This window comes from Clavibacter davisi (assembly GCF_052751415.1).
Genome location: NZ_CP199882.1, coordinates 2,426,634 through 2,445,549, shown reverse-complemented (window position 1 = coordinate 2,445,549; position 18,916 = coordinate 2,426,634). Strand labels below are relative to the sequence as shown.

Sequence of the window (18,916 nt, the reverse complement as noted above, 5' to 3'; positions counted from 1 at the left end):
GTCCGCGGGCGCCGGATCCCTGTGCCCGCGCGGATCCGGAGCCTAGACTCGACGGGAGCCGATCACCCGCCACCGCCCGCACCAGTCCCTGCCGTCGGTCCGAACCCGATGAGGGGGCCATGGCCAGACGCCTGCCGTCGTCCCCGCCGGTGCTGCCGGGGTTCACCTACGTGACGGTCCTCGGATCCGGCGGCTTCGCCGACGTGTTCCTCTACGAGCAGGACATGCCCAGGCGGCAGGTGGCGGTCAAGGTCATGCTCGCCGAGATCGTGACCGACCGGCTGCGCGCCATGTTCCGCGCCGAGGCCGACCTCATGGCGCAGCTGAGCGCGCACCCGTCCGTGCTCACGGTGCACCAGGCGAGCGTCGCGGCCGACGGGCGGCCCTATCTCGTGATGGAGCTGTGCTCGTCGAGCCTCAGCGACCGGTACCGGCGCGAGCCGCTGGGCGTCGCCGAGGTGCTGCGCGTGGGGATCCGCATCGCGAGCGCCGTGGAGACCGCCCACCGCGCGGGCGTGCTGCACCGCGACATCAAGCCGGCGAACATCCTCACGACCGCGTTCGGGCACCCCGTCCTCAGCGACTTCGGCATCGCGTCCACGCTCGAGGACGCGGCGGCGACCGACGCGGTGGGCTTGTCGATCCCGTGGTCGGCGCCCGAGGTGCTCGCCGGCGAGAGCCCGGGCACCGTGCGGAGCGAGGTGTGGTCGCTCGCGGCCACCGTGCACTCGCTGCTCGCCGGACGGAGCCCCTTCGAGGTGCCGGGCGGGCGGAACGCTCCCGCGGACCTCGTCGCCCGCATCCAGAAGGCCAGGCCCCTGCCGACCGGCCGCGCGGACGTGCCCGAGCGGCTCGAGCTGGTGCTGCGCCGGTCGATGTCGCGGCAGCCGGAGGCGCGGCCGGGTTCGGCGCTCGCGTTCGTGCGCGAGCTGCAGGCGGTGGAGGCGGAGCTCCAGCTCGCGCAGACGCCGCTCGAGGTGGCGAGCGAGGAGTGGGCGTCCGCCGTGGCGGCCGGGGTCGAGGAGGACGACGACCCGACGCGCGTGCGCGGGATCGTGCAGGTGGATCCGGGCGCGGCCGGCCCGCGTGCCGTCGTCCGCCGGGTGCGGCGGAAGGCGACGGTGACAGCCGGCGCTCCCCGGGCGCGCGCGGTGGCGGGTGCCGCGGCGGCGGGTGGCGGGGCGGCGGCGGGCGCGCGACCGTCGGCTGCGGATCCCGCCCGGCGCGCGTCCGCGCGCGGCACGGGCACCCCGTCTGCGTCGGAGCCGGGGCGCGCGGATCCCGCGTCCACCTCCCTGGGCCGCTCCGGATCCGGGCCCGTGGGCGCCTCCGGCTCCGGCCGACCGCCCGCGCCGGGACCGCGCCCGTTCCTGGTGCGGAACCGCATCGCGCTGGTGGCGGCGGCGTCCGGCGCGGTCGTCGCGAGCGTGCTGGTCGGCGTGCTCCTCGGCGGATCCGGCGGCGGCACCGGGGCGCGCGACATCCCGGTCGTCGGCGCCATCGAGGCCTCCGCGACGGACGACGGCATCCTCTTCTCCTGGGACGACCCCGGCCTCGGCGCCGACGACGCGTACCAGGTGGTGCGCGACGGCGGCCTGCCGAGCACCCAGCGCGACACGTCGTTCCGGGTCACCTCGGGTGGCCCGGGGACCGCGGGCGCGGCGGGCTCGGGCGACCGGGCCTGCGTCACCGTGACCGTCACGCGCGACGGCGTCGCCGGCCGGGCGTCGACCGAGAAGTGCGCCGAGCTCCCGCGATGATCCGCGACTGGATCCGCCGCCACCGCCAGGCCGCGACCACCGTGACGGGAGGCGCCGTCGTGCTCGCGCTCCTCACGGGCTTCGCGCTCGTCTCGGACGGCTACGACGCCCAGCGCATCGACCTCGACGACGGATCCGTGTGGGTCGTCAACGCCGCGCAGCAGGCCATCGGCCGCGCCAACACCCAGGTGCTCGAGCTCGACAGCGTGGTCGACTCCCGCAGCGAGGACATCGACGTGCTGCAGTCCGGATCCACCGTGCTCCTCGCCGACCGCGGCGCCTCGCGCCTCGACGTGGTCGACGACGCCACGAGCGCGGTCGTCGACACGGCGCCGCTGCCCGCGGGCGCGGAGGTGATGCTCGCCGGGTCGCGCGTCGCGATCCTCGTGCCCGCCACCGGCCAGCTCTGGCTCGTGCCCGTCGCGGGCCTCGCCGCCTTCGACGCGGTGAGCGCACCGACCCTGTCGCTCGGCGCCGACGCGGTCGCGTCCATGGCCGACGACGGCACGCTCCTCGTCTACTCGGCCGCCTCCGGCACGCTCTCGCGCATCCGCGCCGCCACGGACGACACCGTCGAGGGGACGGTGGACGTGGGGCCCGTCGGCGCGCCGGCGGAGGGGGCGGCCGTCGACCCCGGCGCGGATCCCGCCGCCGCCGTGCCCGGCGAGACCGTGGAGGCCGGGGTGGCGGGCCGCCCGGCCGCCCGCCGCCTCGCGCTCACGGGCGTCGACGGACACTGGGCGCTGTACGACGCCGACGCCCGCGCCCTGCGGGTGGACGGGCGTGCGGTCGACCTCGGCGGATCCGTCGCGGCCGACGCGCAGGTCGCCCTCCAGCGCGCCTCCTCCGCGGGCGACGCCGTGCTCGTGGCCCACACCGGCGGCCTGCTGCAGGTGCCCGTCGCGGGCGGCGCCCCGGTCGTCGTCGCCGACCGCGCGTCCGGCGCGCCCGCCCGGCCCGTGCGCGTGGACGGCTGCGAGTTCGCCGGCTGGACCGGCGGATCCTCCTGGCAGCGCTGCCTCGACGCCGCCCCGTCCGCGCTGATCGCACCGACCGCACCGACCGCGCCGACCGCGCCGGTCGACTCCGCCGCGGTCGGCGGCGCGGAGGCCGGCGACGCCCGGCGCACCCCGGCCGGCGCCCTCACCGAGATCGCCGGGGTGTCCGCGCAGTCCGCGCTCCGGTTCCTCGTCGACGGCCCGCGCGTCGTGCTCAACGACGTGCGCGGCGGCGCGGCCTGGGCCGTGCAGCGCGGGGCGGGGGTCATCGACAACTGGTCGGACCTCATCGACCGCGAGCGGTCCGACACGGTCGTCGAGCAGAGCACCGCCGACATCCCGCCCGAGACCGACCGCGTGCAGCAGCCGCCCGTCGCCGTCGCCGACGACCTCGGCGCCCGGCCCGGCCGCACGAGCCCGCTGCCCGTGCTCCTCAACGATCACGACCCGAACGGCGACGTGCTCGTGATCGACTCCGTCACCCCCGTGGACGCGCAGGTCGGCGCGGTCGACATCGTCGACGAGGGCCAGGGCCTCCAGCTCGCGCTCGCGCCCACGGCGGCGGGCACCGTGCGCCTCTCCTACGTCGTGAGCGACGGTCGCGGCGGCACGGCGACCGCCGACGTGCGCGTCGCCGTGCGCGACGCGGACGAGAACGCCCCGCCCGTGCAGTCGCGGCCCGCCACGGGCACGGTCGCCGAGGGCGCCCGCCTGCAGGCCGACGTGCTGGGCGGCTGGTACGACCCCGACGGGGATCCGACCTACCTCACGCGGGCGAGCGTCGCGGCGCCCGACGCCGTGAGCTGGAAGCCCGACGGCCGGGTCGTCTACACGGACGCGGGGGCCGGCGGCGACACGCGCACGGTGGCGCTCCAGGTGTCCGACGGGCGCGAGGAGGGATCCGGCGCGCTCGTCGTGACCGTCCGCCGCGCCGGCGACGTGCCGCTCGTGGCCGAGGGCTTCGTGGTGCAGGCGTCGGTCGGGCGCGAGATCACGGTCGATGCGCTCCTGCACGCGCGCGGCGGGAGCGGGGCGATCCGGCTGGCGTCGGCGCCCGCGCGACCCGGCGTGCAGGTCACGCCCGACCTCGAGGCCGGCACCGTCCGCCTGCAGGGCACCCGGACCGGCACGCACCTGCTCGAGTACACGGTGACCGACGGGCGGACCACGGCCACGGGCGTCGTGCGCGTCGAGGTGCGCGGCGCCCCCGAGTCCGACGGCCGGCCCGTGACCGTGCCGCACACCGTGTTCGTGCGGGCGCTCGAGGCGCAGGACGTGGACGTGCTCGCCGCTGACTTCGATCCCACGGGCGGCGTGCTCGTGGTCACCGACGCGGTGTCGCCCGGCGACGCCGCCGGCGTGCGCGCGGAGGTCGTGGGGCAGCGGCTCGTGCGGATCACGCTCACCCGGCCGCTCGACGGACCCGTGGACGTGGGCTACCGCGTGAGCAACGGCGTCGCGGACGCGACGGGCGTCATCACCGTGATCGAGGTGCCCGAGCCCGCCGTGCGGCAGCCGCCCGTCGCCGTCGACGACCGCGTGGCCGTGCGCGTGGGCGACGCCGTCGACATCCCCGTGCTCGCCAACGACGAGCAGCCCGACGGCGACGCGCTGCGCCTCGACCCGGTGCTCGTGGATCCGCTGCCCGAGGGCGCCGGCCTCCTCTTCGCGAGCGGCGACCGCCTGCGCTACCTCGCGCCCGACCGCACGGGCGACCACACGGCCGTCTACCGCACCGTCGCGCCCGACGGCCAGTGGGCGACCGCGACCCTCACGGTGTCGGTGCGCGAGGCCGACGCCGCGACCAACACGGCGCCCGTGCCGCGGCCGCTCACGGCGCGCGTGCTCGCGGGGGAGACCGTGCGGATCCCCGTGCCGCTCACGGGCATCGACCCCGACGGCGACTCCGTGCGGCTCCTCGGCCAGGACGCCGGGCCCGAGAAGGGCCAGGTCGCGGAGGTCGGGCCCGACTGGATCGACTACCGGGCCGGCGACTACTCCACCGGCACCGACGCGTTCGCGTACGCCGTGGTCGACGGGCTCGGGGCGCGCGCGACCGGCACGATCCGCGTGGGCATCAGCCCGCGGGTCGAGGGCGCCAGGAACCCGGTCGCGACGGCCGACGTCGTCACCGTGCGGCCCGGCCGGGTGCTCCGCGTGCAGGTGCTCGCGAACGACACGGACCCGGACGGCGGCGCGCTCTCGCTGGTCTCGGTGCAGCCGCAGTCCGCGGGACCCGTCGCGGGGCTCGACGGCGACACCGTGCGCGTCGTCGCGCCCGAGGAGGCCGGGCGCTACGGCTTCGTCTACGGCGTGCGGAACGCGCGCGGCGGCACGGACGAGGCGTTCCTCACGGTCGTCGTGGATCCGGCCGCGCCGCCCACGCGCCCGATCGCGCGCGACACCGTGCTCCAGCTCTCCGACGTGCTCGACCGCACGAGCGTCGACGTCGACGTGATGCGCAACGTGTTCTCCGCGGAGGGCGACGCGTCGGCGCTCGTGCTCTCCGTCGGCGCGGGCTACGACGACGTGGCGCGCGTGACGCCCGACGGCCGCATCCGCGTGGAGGTCGGCGACGCGCGCCGCATCGTGCCGTTCACGGTGGCGCAGCCGGACGACCAGGGCGTCACCGCGACCGCCTTCGTCTGGGTGCCCGGCTTCGAGGACACGCTGCCGCAGCTGCGCGTGGGACAGCCGCGGCCGTCCGTCGCGAGCGGCGAGCGGCTCGTCGTCGATCTCGACGACCACGTGGTGGCCGCGGGCGGCCGGGCCGTGCGCATCGCCGACCCCAACTCCCTCTCCGCCACGCACGCCGACGGACCCGTGGAGCTCGTCGACGACGACACCGTCGCGTACCGCAGCGAGCCCGGCTACTTCGGCCCCGCCGCGCTCTCCTTCACGGTCACCGACTCCGCGGGCGACGGCGGTGGGCGCACGGCCGCGCTCGTGCTCCCCGTCACGGTCACGCCCACCGAGAACCAGCCGCCCGTGTTCACGGGCGCGGTCATCGACCTGGAGCCCGGCCAGCCCAAGGACATCGACCTCGGCCGCCTCACCGCCTACCCGTACCAGGACGACCGCGGGCAGCTCGCGTACGCGATCGAGGGCGCTGTGGGCGAGGGCTTCCGCGCCTCCGTCGAGGGCGGCACGCTGCGGATCTCGGCCGACGCGGGCGTGGAGAAGGGCGTCGCGACGTCCTTCGCCGTGAGCGTGCGCGACGCCACGCAGGCCGGACGCGCCGGACGGGTGGACCTCCGGGTCGTGCCGTCGACGCGGCCGCTCGCCCAGCCGGCGACCGACGAGGGCACCGTGACGCGCGGATCCGCCACCACGATCGACGTGCTCGCCAACGACCAGGCGGGGAACCCCTTCCCGGGCGCGCCGCTCACGGTCGCGTCCATCCGCGGGGCCGACGGCGCGAGCCTCCCGGCGGGCGTGACGGTGACGCCGTCGGCCGACCGCGCGACGCTCGCCGTCGCCGCGTCCGCCGACGCCGTGCCGGGCGACGTGCGCGTGCAGTACGAGGTGCGCGACGCCACGGGCGACGCGGGCCGGGCGGCGTTCGGCACCGTCGTGATCCACGTGCAGGACCGCCCGGGACCGGTCACGGCCCTCCGCGCCACGGGCTTCGCCGACCGCGCGCTCACGGTCGCGTTCGAGCCGGGCGTCGTCAACGGGTCGCCGATCACGGGCTACCAGGTCCGCGTGCTCCGCGGCGGTGTCGTCACCGCCACGACCACCTGCCCGTCCACCACGTGCACCGTGCCGACGCCCGGCAACGGCCCGTCGTCCGCGGTGCAGGTCGAGGTGCGGGCCGTCAACGGCGTGGGCGCCTCGGAGCCCGTCTCGATCTCGGGCCTGTGGTCGGACGTGCTGCCGGCCGTGCCCGCCGGCCTCGTCACCGAGCCGCTCGCGGACGGGCTGCGCGTGTCGTGGCAGCCGTCGGCGGTGCCCTCGTCGTCGAGCCCGGTCTCGCAGTACATCGTGACGGTCGGCGGCGTCACCCGCCAGGTGGCCGCGGACGCCACCAGCGTCGAGGTGCGGGATCCGTCGCTCGTCGCCGAGGTGCCCGTCGCCGTGGGCGTCGCCGCCCGCAACAGTGCGCAGGTGCAGGACGGATCCGCGTGGCTCACCGCCTCCATCACGGGCACGCCGCGCGGCGCCCCGACCGCGACCGGCACGCCCACCGCCGTCGCCGACCCGGCGGACGAGACGCGCGTCACGGTCTCCTGGCCGGCGTTCCAGGGGCCGGGCGTCGACGGGATCCGCTACCTCGTGGCCGCGCACGCGCCCGGATCCGCGCCCGGCTGCTCGGTCGCCACGGAGGGCGTGACGCCGTGGTCGGCCGAGCACGGTCCCGCGGTCGACGTGGGCGGCGCCACGAGTCACGTGTTCGCGGGCCTCGCCGCCGACCAGCCCGTCGCGTTCACGGTGCTCGCCGCCAACAGCCAGGGCTGCACGGTCGTCGAGGCCGGCCAGCTCACCCCGCGCACGGCGCCCTCCGCGCCCGCCGTCACGGTCTCGCTGCCGCGCGGCGACCGGGGGACCGACGGACGTCCGCGCTCGAGCGGCTGGTCGGTCGCGGTCGACGCCGGCACGGCGGTCGACGCGCGCGCCGGCGACGTGCGGTTTGAGGCGGACGCAGCCGGCGGCACGATCGTCTCCTGGACCTCCACCCCGCCCGCGGTCGGCGGCGGCTACGCCCGGAGCGAGTGGCGCTGCGGCGGCGAGGGCGCGTGGACGGACGGCTCCTCCGGAGCGGCCGGATCCTGCGCCCTGCCGGCGGGCGCCGAGCGGATCCTGGAGGTGCGCGTCGCCGCGGACTCGGGCACCCTGTACACGTACGCCCACCGCGGATGACGGCCGACCCCGCGGCCGCCGGACCCGGACCCGGACCCGGACACGCCCACGCTCCCGCACCCGCACCCGCACCCGCTCCCGCACCCGCACCCGCACCCGCACCCGCACCCGCACCCGCACCCGCACCCGCGTCCGCACCCGGACCCGGACCCGCACCCGCACCCGCGTCCGCACCCGAGAGGCACGCCCCCATGACGATGACCGCCGACGAGGCCCGCGCCTTCCAGGACGAGTTCGCCGCGCTCGTGCGCAACGTGGAGCAGGTGCTGCTCGGGAAGTCGCACGTGGTGCGGCTCGCGTTCACCGCGATGGTGACGGGAGGGCACCTCCTGCTCGAGGACGTGCCCGGCACCGGCAAGACCTCGCTCGCGCGCGCCATGGCGCAGACGGTCGACGGCACGCACAGCCGCGTGCAGTTCACGCCCGACCTGCTCCCTGGCGACATCACGGGCGTCAGCGTCTACGACCAGCGCACGGGCGGGTTCGAGTTCCACCGCGGGCCCCTGTTCGCGAGCATCGTGCTGGCCGACGAGATCAACCGCGCGAGCCCGAAGACCCAGTCCGCGCTCCTCGAGGTGATGGAGGAGGGCCGTGTCACGGTCGACGGCGCGCCCCACGACGTGGGCGACCCGTTCCTGGTGATCGCGACGCAGAACCCGATCGAGCAGGCGGGCACCTACGCGCTGCCCGAGGCGCAGCTCGACCGGTTCCTGCTGCGCACCTCCATCGGGTACCCCGACCACGAGTCGATGCTCAGGATCCTGCAGGGCGCGTCCGTCAGCGCGCACGACGTGACGCTCGCGCCCGTCGCCACGGCCGCCTCGGTGCGGGCGCTGCAGGAGCGCGCGGGCACCGTGCACGTGGATCCCGCGATCGCCGACTACGTGGTGCGCCTCGTCGACGCCACGCGGCAGGCGCCCGAGGTGCGGCTCGGCGCGAGCGTGCGCGGGGCACTCGCCCTCCTACGCGCCTCCCGCACCTGGGCCGCGGCGGACGGCCGGCACTACGTGGTGCCCGACGACGTGAAGGCGCTCGCCGAACCCGTGCTCGCGCACCGCCTGCTGCTGGATCCCGAGGCCGAGTTCGACGGGGTCACCGCCACGAGCGTGCTGTCGCAGATCCTCATCGAGACCGTGCCGCCGCGCGACCGGCACGCGGGGGCGCCGTCCGCGGGCGACGCCGGCGCCGCGGGTGCCGGCGTCGGCACGGGCGCCGCGGGCGCGCGCCCCGCCGGATGAGCGCGGTCGCCGACGCCGGGCGCCCTGCGGCCGGGGCCCCTGCGGCCGGCGCCCCTGCGGCGGGCGCCCTTGCGGCGGGCGCCTCTGCCGCCGGGACCCCTGCCGCCCCGGCTCCCGGTGCGGGCGACGATCCGCAGGCCGCCGCCGCGCCGCCGCGGGACGCGATCCGGCGGCTCGTCGGCGTCGTCACGCCGCTCGGCCGCGTCGTCGCGCTCGCGGCCGTCGTCGCGGGCGTCGCCGGGTACGCCCTCGGCTGGCGCGAGCTCGTCGCGGTCGCGTGGACGGCGGTCGCGCTCGGGGTGCTCGCGGGGCTGCACCTCGTCGGATCCGCGGGCGTCGAGGTCGCGCTCCGCCTCCCGCGCGACCGCGTCGTCGCGGGGGAGCGCGCGCCCGCGACGGTCGCCGTGCGGAACCCGCTGCGCCGGCGGGCGGTGGGGCTCACGGTCGAGGTGCCCGTGGGATCCGGGCTGGCCGAGATCCACGTGCCCTCCCTCGGTCACGGCCAGGTGCACGAGGACGTGTTCGTCGTGCCCACGACGCGCCGCGGCGTGATCGCCCTCGGTCCCGCGCGCATCGTCCGCGGCGACCCGCTCGGGCTCGTCCGCCGCGAGTCCACCGAGGCCCGCGCGACCCGCCTCCTCGTGCACCCGCGCACGCTGGCCCTGCCGAGCACCAGCACGGGCTTCGTGCGCGACCTCGAGGGCCGGGCGACGCGCGACCTCGCCGACAGCGACGTGTCGTTCCAGTCGCTGCGCGAGTACGTGCCGGGCGACGAGATGCGGCACATCCACTGGCGGTCGACCGCGAAGACCGGCGTGCACATGGTGCGGCGGTTCGAGGAGACCCGGCGGAGCCACATCATGGTCGCGCTGTCGCTGCACGCGGGGGACTACGGGGCCGGGGATCCGGACGGGGAGGCCGCCGCGGCGGCTGCGGGGGGCGCGGCTGCGGGCACCGGCTCGGATCCCGTCGCCGCCGGGGCCGCGGGCGGGACCACCGCGGCGGCGGGGCGCGCGGACGGCGCGCTCGCCGGATCCACCGCCGACGCGGAGTTCGAGCTGGCCGTGAGCGTCGTCGGATCGCTCGGCGCACGCGCCATCGTCGATGCCCGCTCGGTGTCGGTGGTCGCGAGCGCGGACCGCGGGGCCGGGCGCGGGCGGGCGGATCACGCTCCCGCCGTCTCGACGCCGGCCGGGGCCCTCCGCGGCGTCGCACGCCCGGGAGCGGCCCGATCCCGCCCGCCGCGCCTCCTCCGCCTCGCGACCGTCACGCCGACGCGCCTCCTCGACGACCTCGCGGAGATCCGCGCGACCGACCGCGCCGCGTCCCTCGTCGAGGTCGCGCGCGCCGCGGCCGACGAGGTCGCGGGCGTCTCCGTCGTCTTCCTCGTCTGCGGCACCGGTGCGTCCTCCGCGTCGATCCGGCACGCCGCCGTGGGGTTCCCGCCCGGCGTGCAGGTGGTCGCCGTCGTGTGCGATCCCGAGGCCGAGCCCCGCCTCCGGCGCCTCGGCGACCTCACGGTGCTCACCGTCGGCTACCTCGACGACCTGCGCGGCGCCCTGCAGCGGAGCGGGTCGTGAGCGGGGCCGAGCTCGGCGACGCGGGCGGGCGGGCCGGGCCCGCCGCCTCCGCCGTCCAGGCAGGACGCGCACCCGGAGCGCGCGCCGGCGCCGCCGGGCCCGCCGCCGGATCCCGCCGCCCCCGCGTCCCCGCCGGCTCCCGCGACCCCGGCCGCACCCTCGTCCCCGTGCTCGCGCTCGCCCTCCTCGCCGGCCTCGGCGCGGCGGCCTTCTGGCCCGTGCACCAGGACGCGTCGTTCCCGCGCATGGCCGCGATCACGATCGCCGTCGGCGCGGCCGTCGCGGTCGCGGGCGCGCGCCGGCGCTGGGGGAGCGCGGTGGTCGCGGGGATCGTCGTGGCGCTGTTCCTCCTCCTCGGCGTCCCGCTCGCGGTGCCCACGCGCGCCGTCGACGGCTGGCGTCCCACGCTCGGCGGGCTCGCGGACCTCGTGGAGGGCGCGTCCCTCGGGATCGTGCGGCTCCTGACGATCGCGCTGCCGGTCGGCGACTACCAGGCGCTCCTCGTGCCCGCCTTCGCGCTCCTGCTGCTCGCCGCCGTCATCGGCCCCACCGTCGCGCTGCGCTCCCGCCGGCCCGAGCTCGCGGTGATCCCGTCGCTCGTCGTCCTCGTCGTGGGCGCCGCCCTCGGCCCCGACCGCAGCCAGGGCCCGGACGCGCCCGACGCCTCGGGCCTCCTCGTCCCCGTCGCGCTGGCCTGGCTCGCGACGGCCCTGCTCTGGATCGCCCGCTGCCGCTGGCGCCGTCGGCACCGCGCGGTGCAGCGCCTGGGACGCGGATCCGGCGTGCCCCTCGAGTCGGCCGCAGACCGCCGCCGCTCGGGCGCACGCGCCGGCGCATCCGCCGTCGCCGTGCTCGGCGTCGCGCTCGTCGCGGGCGTCGCCGCCGCGCACGCCCTGCCGCCCGAGGTCGCGCGCACGGGCCTCCGCTCCGCCGTCGAGCAGCCCTTCGACCCGCGCGACCAGATCAGCCCGCTCTCGTCCTTCCGCACCTACTGGAAGGAGCCCGCGGTCGACGCGACCCTGCTCACGGTGTCCGGCCTGCCCGCGGGCGGGCGGATCCGGCTGGCCGCGCTCGACACGTACGACGGCGTCGTCTACGGGGTCGGCGGCGCGCGCGGCGGGGAGGCGTCCCGCACCGGCCGGGCGTCCGGGACCTTCGCGCGCGTGCCGTACCGGCTCGACCAGCGGGGCGCGACGGGCGACGACATCGCGCTCGACGTCGTCATCGGCTCCTACCGCGGCGTCTGGCTGCCGGGTGCGGGCCGCCTGGAGCGCATCGGCTTCGACGGCCCCGGCTCCGGCCGCCTCGCCGACTCCTTCTACTACGACGACGCGATCGCGACGGGCGCCGTCGTCGGCGGGCTCGCGGAGGGCGACGCGTATCGCATCGAGGCGGTCGTCCCCGCGACCCCGCCGCTCGAGGCGCTCGCCGACGAGCGGCCGGGCGACGCCGTGGCGCCTAGGCCGACGGGCGTCCCGGATGCCGTGGCCGCGCGCGTCGACGTCTCCACGGCCGCACGCGACGGCGGCACCGCGGGCGGCGCGGACGCCGGGCTCGGCACGTCCGCGTCGCAGGGCGCGCAGCTCGTCGCCGCGATCTCCGCCCTCCGCGCCGACGGCTACGTGAGCCACGGCCTGGGCGACGCGCCCTTCAGCCGCTCGGGCCACTCCGCGGAGCGCATCGCCGACCTCCTCACCGCGCGGCCGATGCTCGGGGACGCGGAGCAGTACGCGGTCGCGGCGGCGCTCCTCGCCGACGACCTCGGCTTCCCGGTGCGCGTCGTCATGGGCTTCGCGCCCGGCGAGGCGGCCGTGCGGGACGCGGCGGGCGGGCCCGTCGCGGTGACCGGATCAGACGTCACGGCCTGGATCGAGGTCGACACGGCATCCTCCGGCTGGGTCGCGGTGGACCCGAACCCGCCCGTCCGCGACGTGCCCGACGCCCTGCCCGACGAGCCCACCGAGGTCGCCCGCCCGCAGACCGTCCTGCCCCCGCCCGTCGAGGAGCAGGCCGAGCCCGACGACCGCACCCCGCCCGACGCGAGCCGCGACGACCGGCCCGAGGCGGATCCGACGCTCCGGGCCCTGCTCGCCGTCGTACGGGTCGCGGGCTGGTCGCTCCTCGCGCTGGGGCTCGCCGCCTCGCCGTTCCTCGCGGTCGTGGGCGCCAAGGCCGGGCGTCGACGGCGTCGGCGGCGCGCGCCGGCCGCGCGCGACCGGGTGGCGGGCGCCTGGGACGAGTTCCGCGACGGCGCGGTCGACCGTGGACTGGTGCCGCGCGTGCCGGCGACGCGCCGCGAGATCGCGGGCCTGGCCGGCGTCGGCGGCGCCCGCGGGCTCGCGGAGGTCGCGGACGAGTCCGTCTTCGCGCCCGGCGAGGTGCTGGATCCGCTCGCCGATGCCGCGTGGCGCCGTGCGGACGAGCTGGCCGCGCGCATGGACGCGGGGCGCACGCGGCGGCAGCGGCTGCGGGCGCTCGCGTCGACGGCGTCGCTGCGGATCGGGCGGGCCGGGCGGGGCGGGACTCGTGGGCTGCAGGGGCTGCGCGGGCGTCGCGGGCCGCGCGGTGCGGGAGGGGCGCGCCCGGAGAGCTGACCGGCACCCGTCCGGCGCGCCCTCCCCAGCCGCGCGGCGGCGCTTCCCTCCACGGCGTCGGCCGCCGCGTCCGTCGGCGTCGCTCCGCCGTGGTGCCCTGGCCGCGTGGACATCGCCCCGCCGCCCTCGCCGCCGCCCGCCCCGCCGCCCCCGTTCCCCGTGCTCGGCGTGGCGGCCCCCCTCGTCGTCAGCGTCGCGGTGTGGGCCATCACCCGGTCGCCCTACGCCCTGCTGTTCGCCGCGCTCGGCCCGGTGGTCGCCGTCGCGGGCGTGGCCGACCAGCGCGTCGCCGCGCGCCGCGCTCGGCGACGGGCCGCCCGGGATCGCGAGGTCGCCCTCCTGCGGCTGCGCGAGGAGGTCGAGACGCGCCTCTCCGCCGCGCGCCGGGCGCTCCTCTCCCGGGCGCCGTCCGCCCGCGACATCCTCGACGGGCGGGCGAACCCCGCCCTGCTGTGGCGGGCGGCCCCGGGCGCCGACGGCCCCACGCCGCCGCTCGTCGTGGGATGCGGCGCCGTGCCGAGCGGCCTCGTCTGGCGCGGAGAGGCGGACGCCGTGCTGCCCGCGCCCCTGTCTCCTCGTCGGCCCGGGCGCGCCGCCGATGGCCTCGCGGCCCGCCGCCGCCGCCGGGGCACCCGTCCGTGCACCCTGACGGGCGCGCGGACGGGTCCCGCGGATCCGCCGCTCTGGGCGGAGCACGTCCGCTGGATCCCCGACGCCCCCGTGCTCGCGTCGTCCGCGGGCGGGCTCGGCCTCCGCGGTCCCGCCGCCCTCGTCGCCCCCGTGCTGCGCGGCGCCGTCGTGCAGCTCGTGCACGCCCTCTCCCCGGACGACCTGCGCATCGACGCGCGGCCGCCGGGCGCGGAGTGGGCGTGGCTCGACCGCCTTCCCCACACCGCCGACGGTCCCCGCGCCGCCGACGGCCCCCGAGTCGGCGACGCGCCCGTGCGCCGGGATCCCGACGAGGACGTCGTCGCCGTGCACCTGCTCGTCCGCGGTCGTCCCGTCGTGCTCGCGTCCGCGTCGCGCGTGGAGTCGCTGCCGGCGGCGTGCCGCACGGTGCTCGACCTGCACGGACCCGGCTCGGCGCACCTCCTCGCGGTGGATCCCGTCGGGGGCGCCCCATCCGAGACGCCGCCGCCCGCCGGCCCGCCCGTGCCCGCCGGCCCGCCCGTGCCCGCCGTCCGAGCGCCGCGGGAGGCGCCCGGGGCGCTCGGGGAGGGCGAGCCGCACGCCGCATCCGCCGCCCGCGCCGGCGTCGTCCGGCCCGAGCTCGTCTCCCTCTCGGAGGCCGCGCGCTTCGCCGACGAGCTCGCGGCCCTCGCGCGCCGCCGCGGCCTCGCTGCGGCACGGACGCCCCTGCCCGCGCGCGTCCCGCTCGCCGAGGTCGCGACGAGCGCCGGTGCCGCGGGCGGGCATCCGCGATCGACCCTCCGTCCGGGAGGGCTCCCGGCGGCCATCGGCGCGGGGCATGACGGTCCCGTCGTCGTCGACCTCGTGGCGGACGGGCCGCACGCCGTCGTCGCGGGCACGACGGGCAGCGGCAAGAGCGAGCTCCTCGTCACCTGGATGGCGGCCCTCGCGGCCGCGCATCCGCCCGAGGACGTCACGGTCCTCCTCGTCGACTTCAAGGGCGGCGCCGCCTTCGATCCGCTCCTCGTCCTCCCGCACGCGGTCGGGCTCGTCACCGACCTCGACGGCCGCGGCGCGCGCCGCGCCCTCGAGAGCCTCCGGGCGGAGATCCGCCACCGCGAGCGCACCCTGCGCGAGGCGGGTGCCCGCGACCTCGACGACCCGCGCGCCGCCGGCATCCTCCCCCGGCTCGTCATCGTCGTGGACGAGCTGGCCGCGCTCCTCGCCGACCAGGACGGCCTGCACGAGGTGGTCGCCGACATCGCGTCCCGCGGGCGGTCGCTCGGCATGCACCTCGTCCTGTGCACGCAGCGGCCGGCCGGCGTGGTCCGCGACGCCGTCCTCGCCAACTGCGACCTCCGGCTGTCGCTGCGCGTCAACAACGAGGCCGACAGCCGGGCGCTCCTCGGCACCCCCGACGCCGCGCACCTGCCCGCCGCCCCGGCAGGCCGCTGCCTGCTGGGCGCGCACGGCGGATCCGCGCGCCCCTTCCAGGTCGCCGTCACCACGGCCGACGACCTCGCGCGCATCGCATCCGAGCGCGTGCCCCGGCGGCCGGTCCGTCGTCCGTGGCTGGACCCGCTCCCCGCCGTCGTCCCGCTCGCCGGGCTCGCGGGTCTCCCGCCCCTCCGCGCGTCCCCGTCCGCAGGCCCGTCCCCGGACGGCGACGGTCACGACGTGGCCCTGCCGTTCGCGCTCGTGGACCTGCCCGCCGAGCAGCGCCGCGCGGCCGCGCTCTGGCGTCCCGCGACGGACGGGCACCTCCTCGTGCTCGGCGGTCCGGGATCCGGGCGCAGCTCGTGCCTGGGGGCGCTCGCCGCCTCCGCGGCCGCCGCGGGCGTGCGGGTCAGCCGGGTGCCCGCCGATCCGGAGGGCTGCTGGGACGCCCTCACGGCCGTTGTGGCCCGCATCCGGAGGCCGGGCCCGCGGCCCGCACCGCTGGTCGTGCTCGCCGACGACCTCGACGTGGCCGTCTCCCGCCTCGACCCCGACCATCAGGCGGCCCTCCTCGAGCTGCTCGCCGCGCTGGTCCGCGAGGGGCCCCACGCGGGCGTCGCGCTCGCGGCATCGGCGAGGCGGCCGGGCGGCGCGCTGCAGGCCGTCGGCGCCGCGGCGGGTCCGCCCGTGCTCCTGGCGCTGCCGACGCGCCAGGAGCACGTGCTCGCCGGCGGGGAGCCGTCGCTGTTCGACCCGGCCGCCGGGCCGGGCGCGGGGGAGTGGCGCGGGGCGCGGATCCAGGTGGCGCTGCCGCCCGCGGACCGGGCGGCGGGAGCCGGCCCGGATGCTCACGCGCTCCCCGCACCCGCACCCACACTCGCACCCGCACTCGCGGACCCGGCCCCGCCCCTGGTGCTCGAGGACGGTCCGGTGCACGCGCTCGTCGCGTCGGCTCCCGCCGAGGCGGCGGCGCGTCTCCGCGCGGAGGGCCACGAGGCCGTGGAGGTGCTCGACCTGCCGCTCGGCTGGTCGCCGGATCCGGGTCATGTGGCCCCCGGCGCGCGCGATCGCGACGGCATGCCGCATGTCGTCGTCGGCGATCCCGACGCCTGGCTCGTCCGCGGCGCCCTGCTCGCGGAGATCCGCCGGGCGGGCAGCGTCGTGCTCGAGGGGTGCGCGCCGCGGGACGTCCGCACGCTCCTGCGCATCCGCCAGGTGCCGCCGCCGCTCGCGCCCGTCCCGGGGCGGGTGTGGCGGGTCGCGCCGGACGGCGCCGTCGAGCGCCGATCCTGGCTGCGCGCGCCCGAGACCGTCGGGCCGCGGGAGCCCGAGCCCGCGCCCGCTGCCGCTGCCGCCGACCCGGCGCTCAGCCGATGAGCGTCGGCGAGACCCGGATCGCGCCGACGGGCACGCCGCCGCCGAGCACCACGAGGTCGAGGTCGGGGCGCACGCGCTCCACGTCGTCCCGGGTGATCGCACCCGCCTCGGCGAGCAGCTCCAGCGCCACGATGGTCGACGCCCGCAGGCTGCCGTCGAGCGTCTTCGAGGCGACGGTCGTGCCGTCGGGGGCGGTCATGATCATGATGCCCTCGGCCCCGCCCTTCGCGAACAGCCCCAGCTGCTCGATGACCACGGTGTTCGCGCGGCCCGGGCCATCGATGGCCCAGCCCTGCGCGCGGACGGCCGCCGTGAGGGCCGCCGCGTGGCGGTACAGCGCGAACGGGGAGCCCGCGGCGGAGGTCGCGATGCGGTGGATCCCGCGCGCGAGCGCCGTGAGCGACATCGCGTGCACGGGAGCGCCGCAGCCGTCGATCCCCGTCGTCGCGATGCGCTCGCCCGTGAATCGCTCGACCACGTCGCGGATCCGCACCTGCAGGGGGTGGTCCGGGTGCAGGTAGTCGTCGGTGGACCAGCCGTTGGTGGTGCACGCGAGCAGCATCGCGGCGTGCTTGCCGGAGCAGTTCATGTAGACGGGGGAGGCGGGGATCCCGGCGCGCACGAGCTCGTCGCGCGCGGCCCGGTCGAGCGGCCAGTCCGCGGGGCAGCGGAGGGCGGACTCGTCGAGCCCGGCCTTGGCGAGGATCCCGCGCACCACCTCCACGTGCCGTGCGGTCGCCGCGTGGCTCGCCGTGGCGAGCACGTGCTCCCCCTCGGTCAGCTCCGCGCCGCTCGCGAGCACCGCGAGGGCTTGGAACGGCTTCATGCTCGAGCGCGGGAAGACGGGCGTCGACACGTCCCCGACCTCGCGCAGCACGTCGCCCTCGCCCGACAGCACCACGGCCGCGCCCACATGGCGCGACTCCACGAAGCCGCTGCGGTCGAGCACCGCGAGCTCCACGGCGCCCTGCACGGGGATCGTCTCGACGGTCGTCCCCATCAGAGCGCCCGGAACGCGTCGGCCAGCACGGCGAGCGCGTCGTCGAGAAGCTCCTCGGAGATGGCGAGGCTCGGCAGGAAGCGCAGCACGTTCCCGTACGTGCCGGCGGTGAGGATGATCACGCCGTGCGCGTGGCAGTGCGCCGCGATGGCCGCGACGGCCTCGGCGTTCGGCTCCTTGGTGGTGGATCCGGTGCCCGGCTGCACGAGCTCGATCGCGATCATCGCGCCGATGCCGCGCACGTCGCCGATGATGTCGTGCTCCGCCTGCAGCGCCGTGAGCGCGCGGTGCAGGTGCTCGCCGATGCGCGTCGCCTCGGCGAGCAGACCGTGCGCCTCGATCGCCTCGAACACGGCCACGGCGGCCGCTGCCGCGACGGGGTTGCCGCCGAACGTGCCGCCGAGCCCGCCGGGGAGAGCGGAGTCCATGATCTCGGCGCGGCCGGTCACGCCCGCGAGCGGCAGGCCGCCCGCGATGCCCTTGGCCGTCAGCACGAGGTCCGGCACGAGGCCGAGGTGCTCGCTCGCGAAGAAGCGGCCGGTGCGCGCGAGCCCCGACTGGATCTCGTCGGCGATGAAGACCACGCCGTTCGCCGTGCACCACTCCTGCAGCGCGGGGAGGAAGCCGTCGGCCGGCACCATGAACCCGCCCTCGCCCTGGATGGGCTCGGCCACGACGCACGCGAGGTCGCTCGCGCCGATGCGCTTCTCGAGGTACGAGATCGTGCGGGCCGCCGCCTCGGCGCCGGAGAGCCCGTCGTGATACGGGTACGAGCTCGGCGCGTGGTAGACGTCGCCGGCGAAGGGCCCGAAGCCCGTGCCATAGGGCGCGGCCTTGTAGTTCATGGCCATCGTGAGGTTCGTGCGGCCGTGGTAGCCGTGGTCGAGCACCGCGACGGCGCGGCGGCCCGTGTGCTTGCGGGCGATCTTCACGCCGTTCTCCACGGCCTCCGCGCCCGAGTTCACGAGCACGGTGCGCTTCTCGTGCGTGCCGGGCGTGTGCTCCGCGAGCAGCTCCGCCACGCGCACGTACTCCTCGTACGGGGTCACGGTGAAGAGGGTGTGGATCACGTCGCCGAGCTGCGCGGTCGCGGCGTCCACGACCTCCTGGCGCGTGTGGCCGACGGTGGTCACGCCGATGCCGGCGCCCAGGTCGATGAAGCGGTTGCCGTCCACGTCCTCGACGATCGCGCCGTGCGCACGCGCGACGTACACGGGCAGCAGCGACGAGACGCCCGGCGGCACGACGCGCTTCCGGCGCTCGTGCAGCTCGCGGGAGAGCGGTCCCGGGATCTCCGTCACGATGCGTCGCTCCTGCGGCACCTGCGGACGGGCGGCAGCCGCGGTCGCGGCGGGGGAGTCGGAGGCGGAGCCGGCAGGAGTGCCGACGAGGGCGGAGTCCAGGGTGTCTGTCATGATCCGGCGAGCCTACCCGCGCGGGAG

General features: G+C 78.0%; 8 protein-coding genes. 6 read left to right on the top strand and 2 right to left on the bottom strand.

Annotated features, from left to right (window positions below):
- Positions 1-119: 119 nt before the first annotated feature.
- The 6 genes from ACU4ZT_RS11505 (at position 120) to ACU4ZT_RS11480 (ending at position 16,474) form a co-directional block, all read left to right on the top strand.
- Positions 120-1,760: a serine/threonine-protein kinase gene (locus ACU4ZT_RS11505; RefSeq protein ID WP_270979453.1), complete on the top strand. Its 1,641-nt coding sequence runs from the start codon at positions 120-122 to the stop codon at positions 1,758-1,760.
- The gene (locus tag ACU4ZT_RS11500) at positions 1,757-7,618 is read left to right on the top strand and encodes an Ig-like domain-containing protein (protein ID WP_445337213.1); all 5,862 of its coding nucleotides are present in this window, start codon (positions 1,757-1,759) and stop codon (positions 7,616-7,618) included. The genes ACU4ZT_RS11505 and ACU4ZT_RS11500 overlap by 4 nt, the downstream gene beginning before the upstream one ends.
- A gap of 191 nt (positions 7,619-7,809) precedes the next feature.
- The gene (locus ACU4ZT_RS11495; protein WP_445337212.1) at positions 7,810-8,856 is read left to right on the top strand and encodes an AAA family ATPase; all 1,047 of its coding nucleotides are present in this window, start codon (positions 7,810-7,812) and stop codon (positions 8,854-8,856) included.
- Positions 8,853-10,436 (top strand): DUF58 domain-containing protein, encoded by a 1,584-nt coding sequence (locus ACU4ZT_RS11490; protein ID WP_445337211.1) that lies wholly within the window; start codon positions 8,853-8,855, stop codon positions 10,434-10,436. The genes ACU4ZT_RS11495 and ACU4ZT_RS11490 overlap by 4 nt, the downstream gene beginning before the upstream one ends.
- Positions 10,433-13,030, top strand: a complete 2,598-nt coding sequence (locus ACU4ZT_RS11485) for a transglutaminaseTgpA domain-containing protein (protein WP_445337210.1) — start codon at positions 10,433-10,435, stop codon at positions 13,028-13,030. Before ACU4ZT_RS11490 ends, ACU4ZT_RS11485 begins: the two co-directional genes overlap by 4 nt.
- Positions 13,031-13,135: 105 nt before the next feature.
- Positions 13,136-16,474 carry an FtsK/SpoIIIE domain-containing protein gene (locus ACU4ZT_RS11480; RefSeq protein ID WP_445337209.1) on the top strand — a complete coding sequence of 1,113 codons (3,339 nt, stop codon included), beginning with the start codon at positions 13,136-13,138 and terminating at the stop codon, positions 16,472-16,474.
- On the opposite strand, the gene ACU4ZT_RS11475 is transcribed toward ACU4ZT_RS11480, so the two are convergent.
- Positions 16,464-17,474, bottom strand: coding sequence for an asparaginase (locus tag ACU4ZT_RS11475; protein WP_414749012.1), 1,011 nt, complete (start codon positions 17,472-17,474; stop codon positions 16,464-16,466). The two genes, ACU4ZT_RS11480 and ACU4ZT_RS11475, sit on opposite strands and share 11 nt — an antisense overlap.
- The gene (gabT, locus tag ACU4ZT_RS11470) at positions 17,474-18,889 is read right to left on the bottom strand and encodes a 4-aminobutyrate--2-oxoglutarate transaminase (protein WP_270980986.1); all 1,416 of its coding nucleotides are present in this window, start codon (positions 18,887-18,889) and stop codon (positions 17,474-17,476) included. Before gabT ends, ACU4ZT_RS11475 begins: the two co-directional genes overlap by 1 nt.
- Positions 18,890-18,916: the final 27 nt, after the last annotated feature.

What these genes read in the sequence shown, in the direction of transcription:
- ACU4ZT_RS11505 (WP_270979453.1), top strand. Translation starts at nt 120, where the DNA reads ATGGCCAGACGCCTGCCGTCGTCCCCGCCGGTGCTGCCGGGGTTCACC.
- ACU4ZT_RS11500 (WP_445337213.1), top strand. Translation starts at nt 1,757, where the DNA reads ATGATCCGCGACTGGATCCGCCGCCACCGCCAGGCCGCGACCACCGTG.
- ACU4ZT_RS11495 (WP_445337212.1), top strand. Translation starts at nt 7,810, where the DNA reads ATGACGATGACCGCCGACGAGGCCCGCGCCTTCCAGGACGAGTTCGCC.
- ACU4ZT_RS11490 (WP_445337211.1), top strand. Translation starts at nt 8,853, where the DNA reads ATGAGCGCGGTCGCCGACGCCGGGCGCCCTGCGGCCGGGGCCCCTGCG.
- ACU4ZT_RS11475 (WP_414749012.1), bottom strand. Translation starts at nt 17,474, where the DNA reads ATGGGGACGACCGTCGAGACGATCCCCGTGCAGGGCGCCGTGGAGCTC.
- gabT (WP_270980986.1), bottom strand. Translation starts at nt 18,889, where the DNA reads ATGACAGACACCCTGGACTCCGCCCTCGTCGGCACTCCTGCCGGCTCC.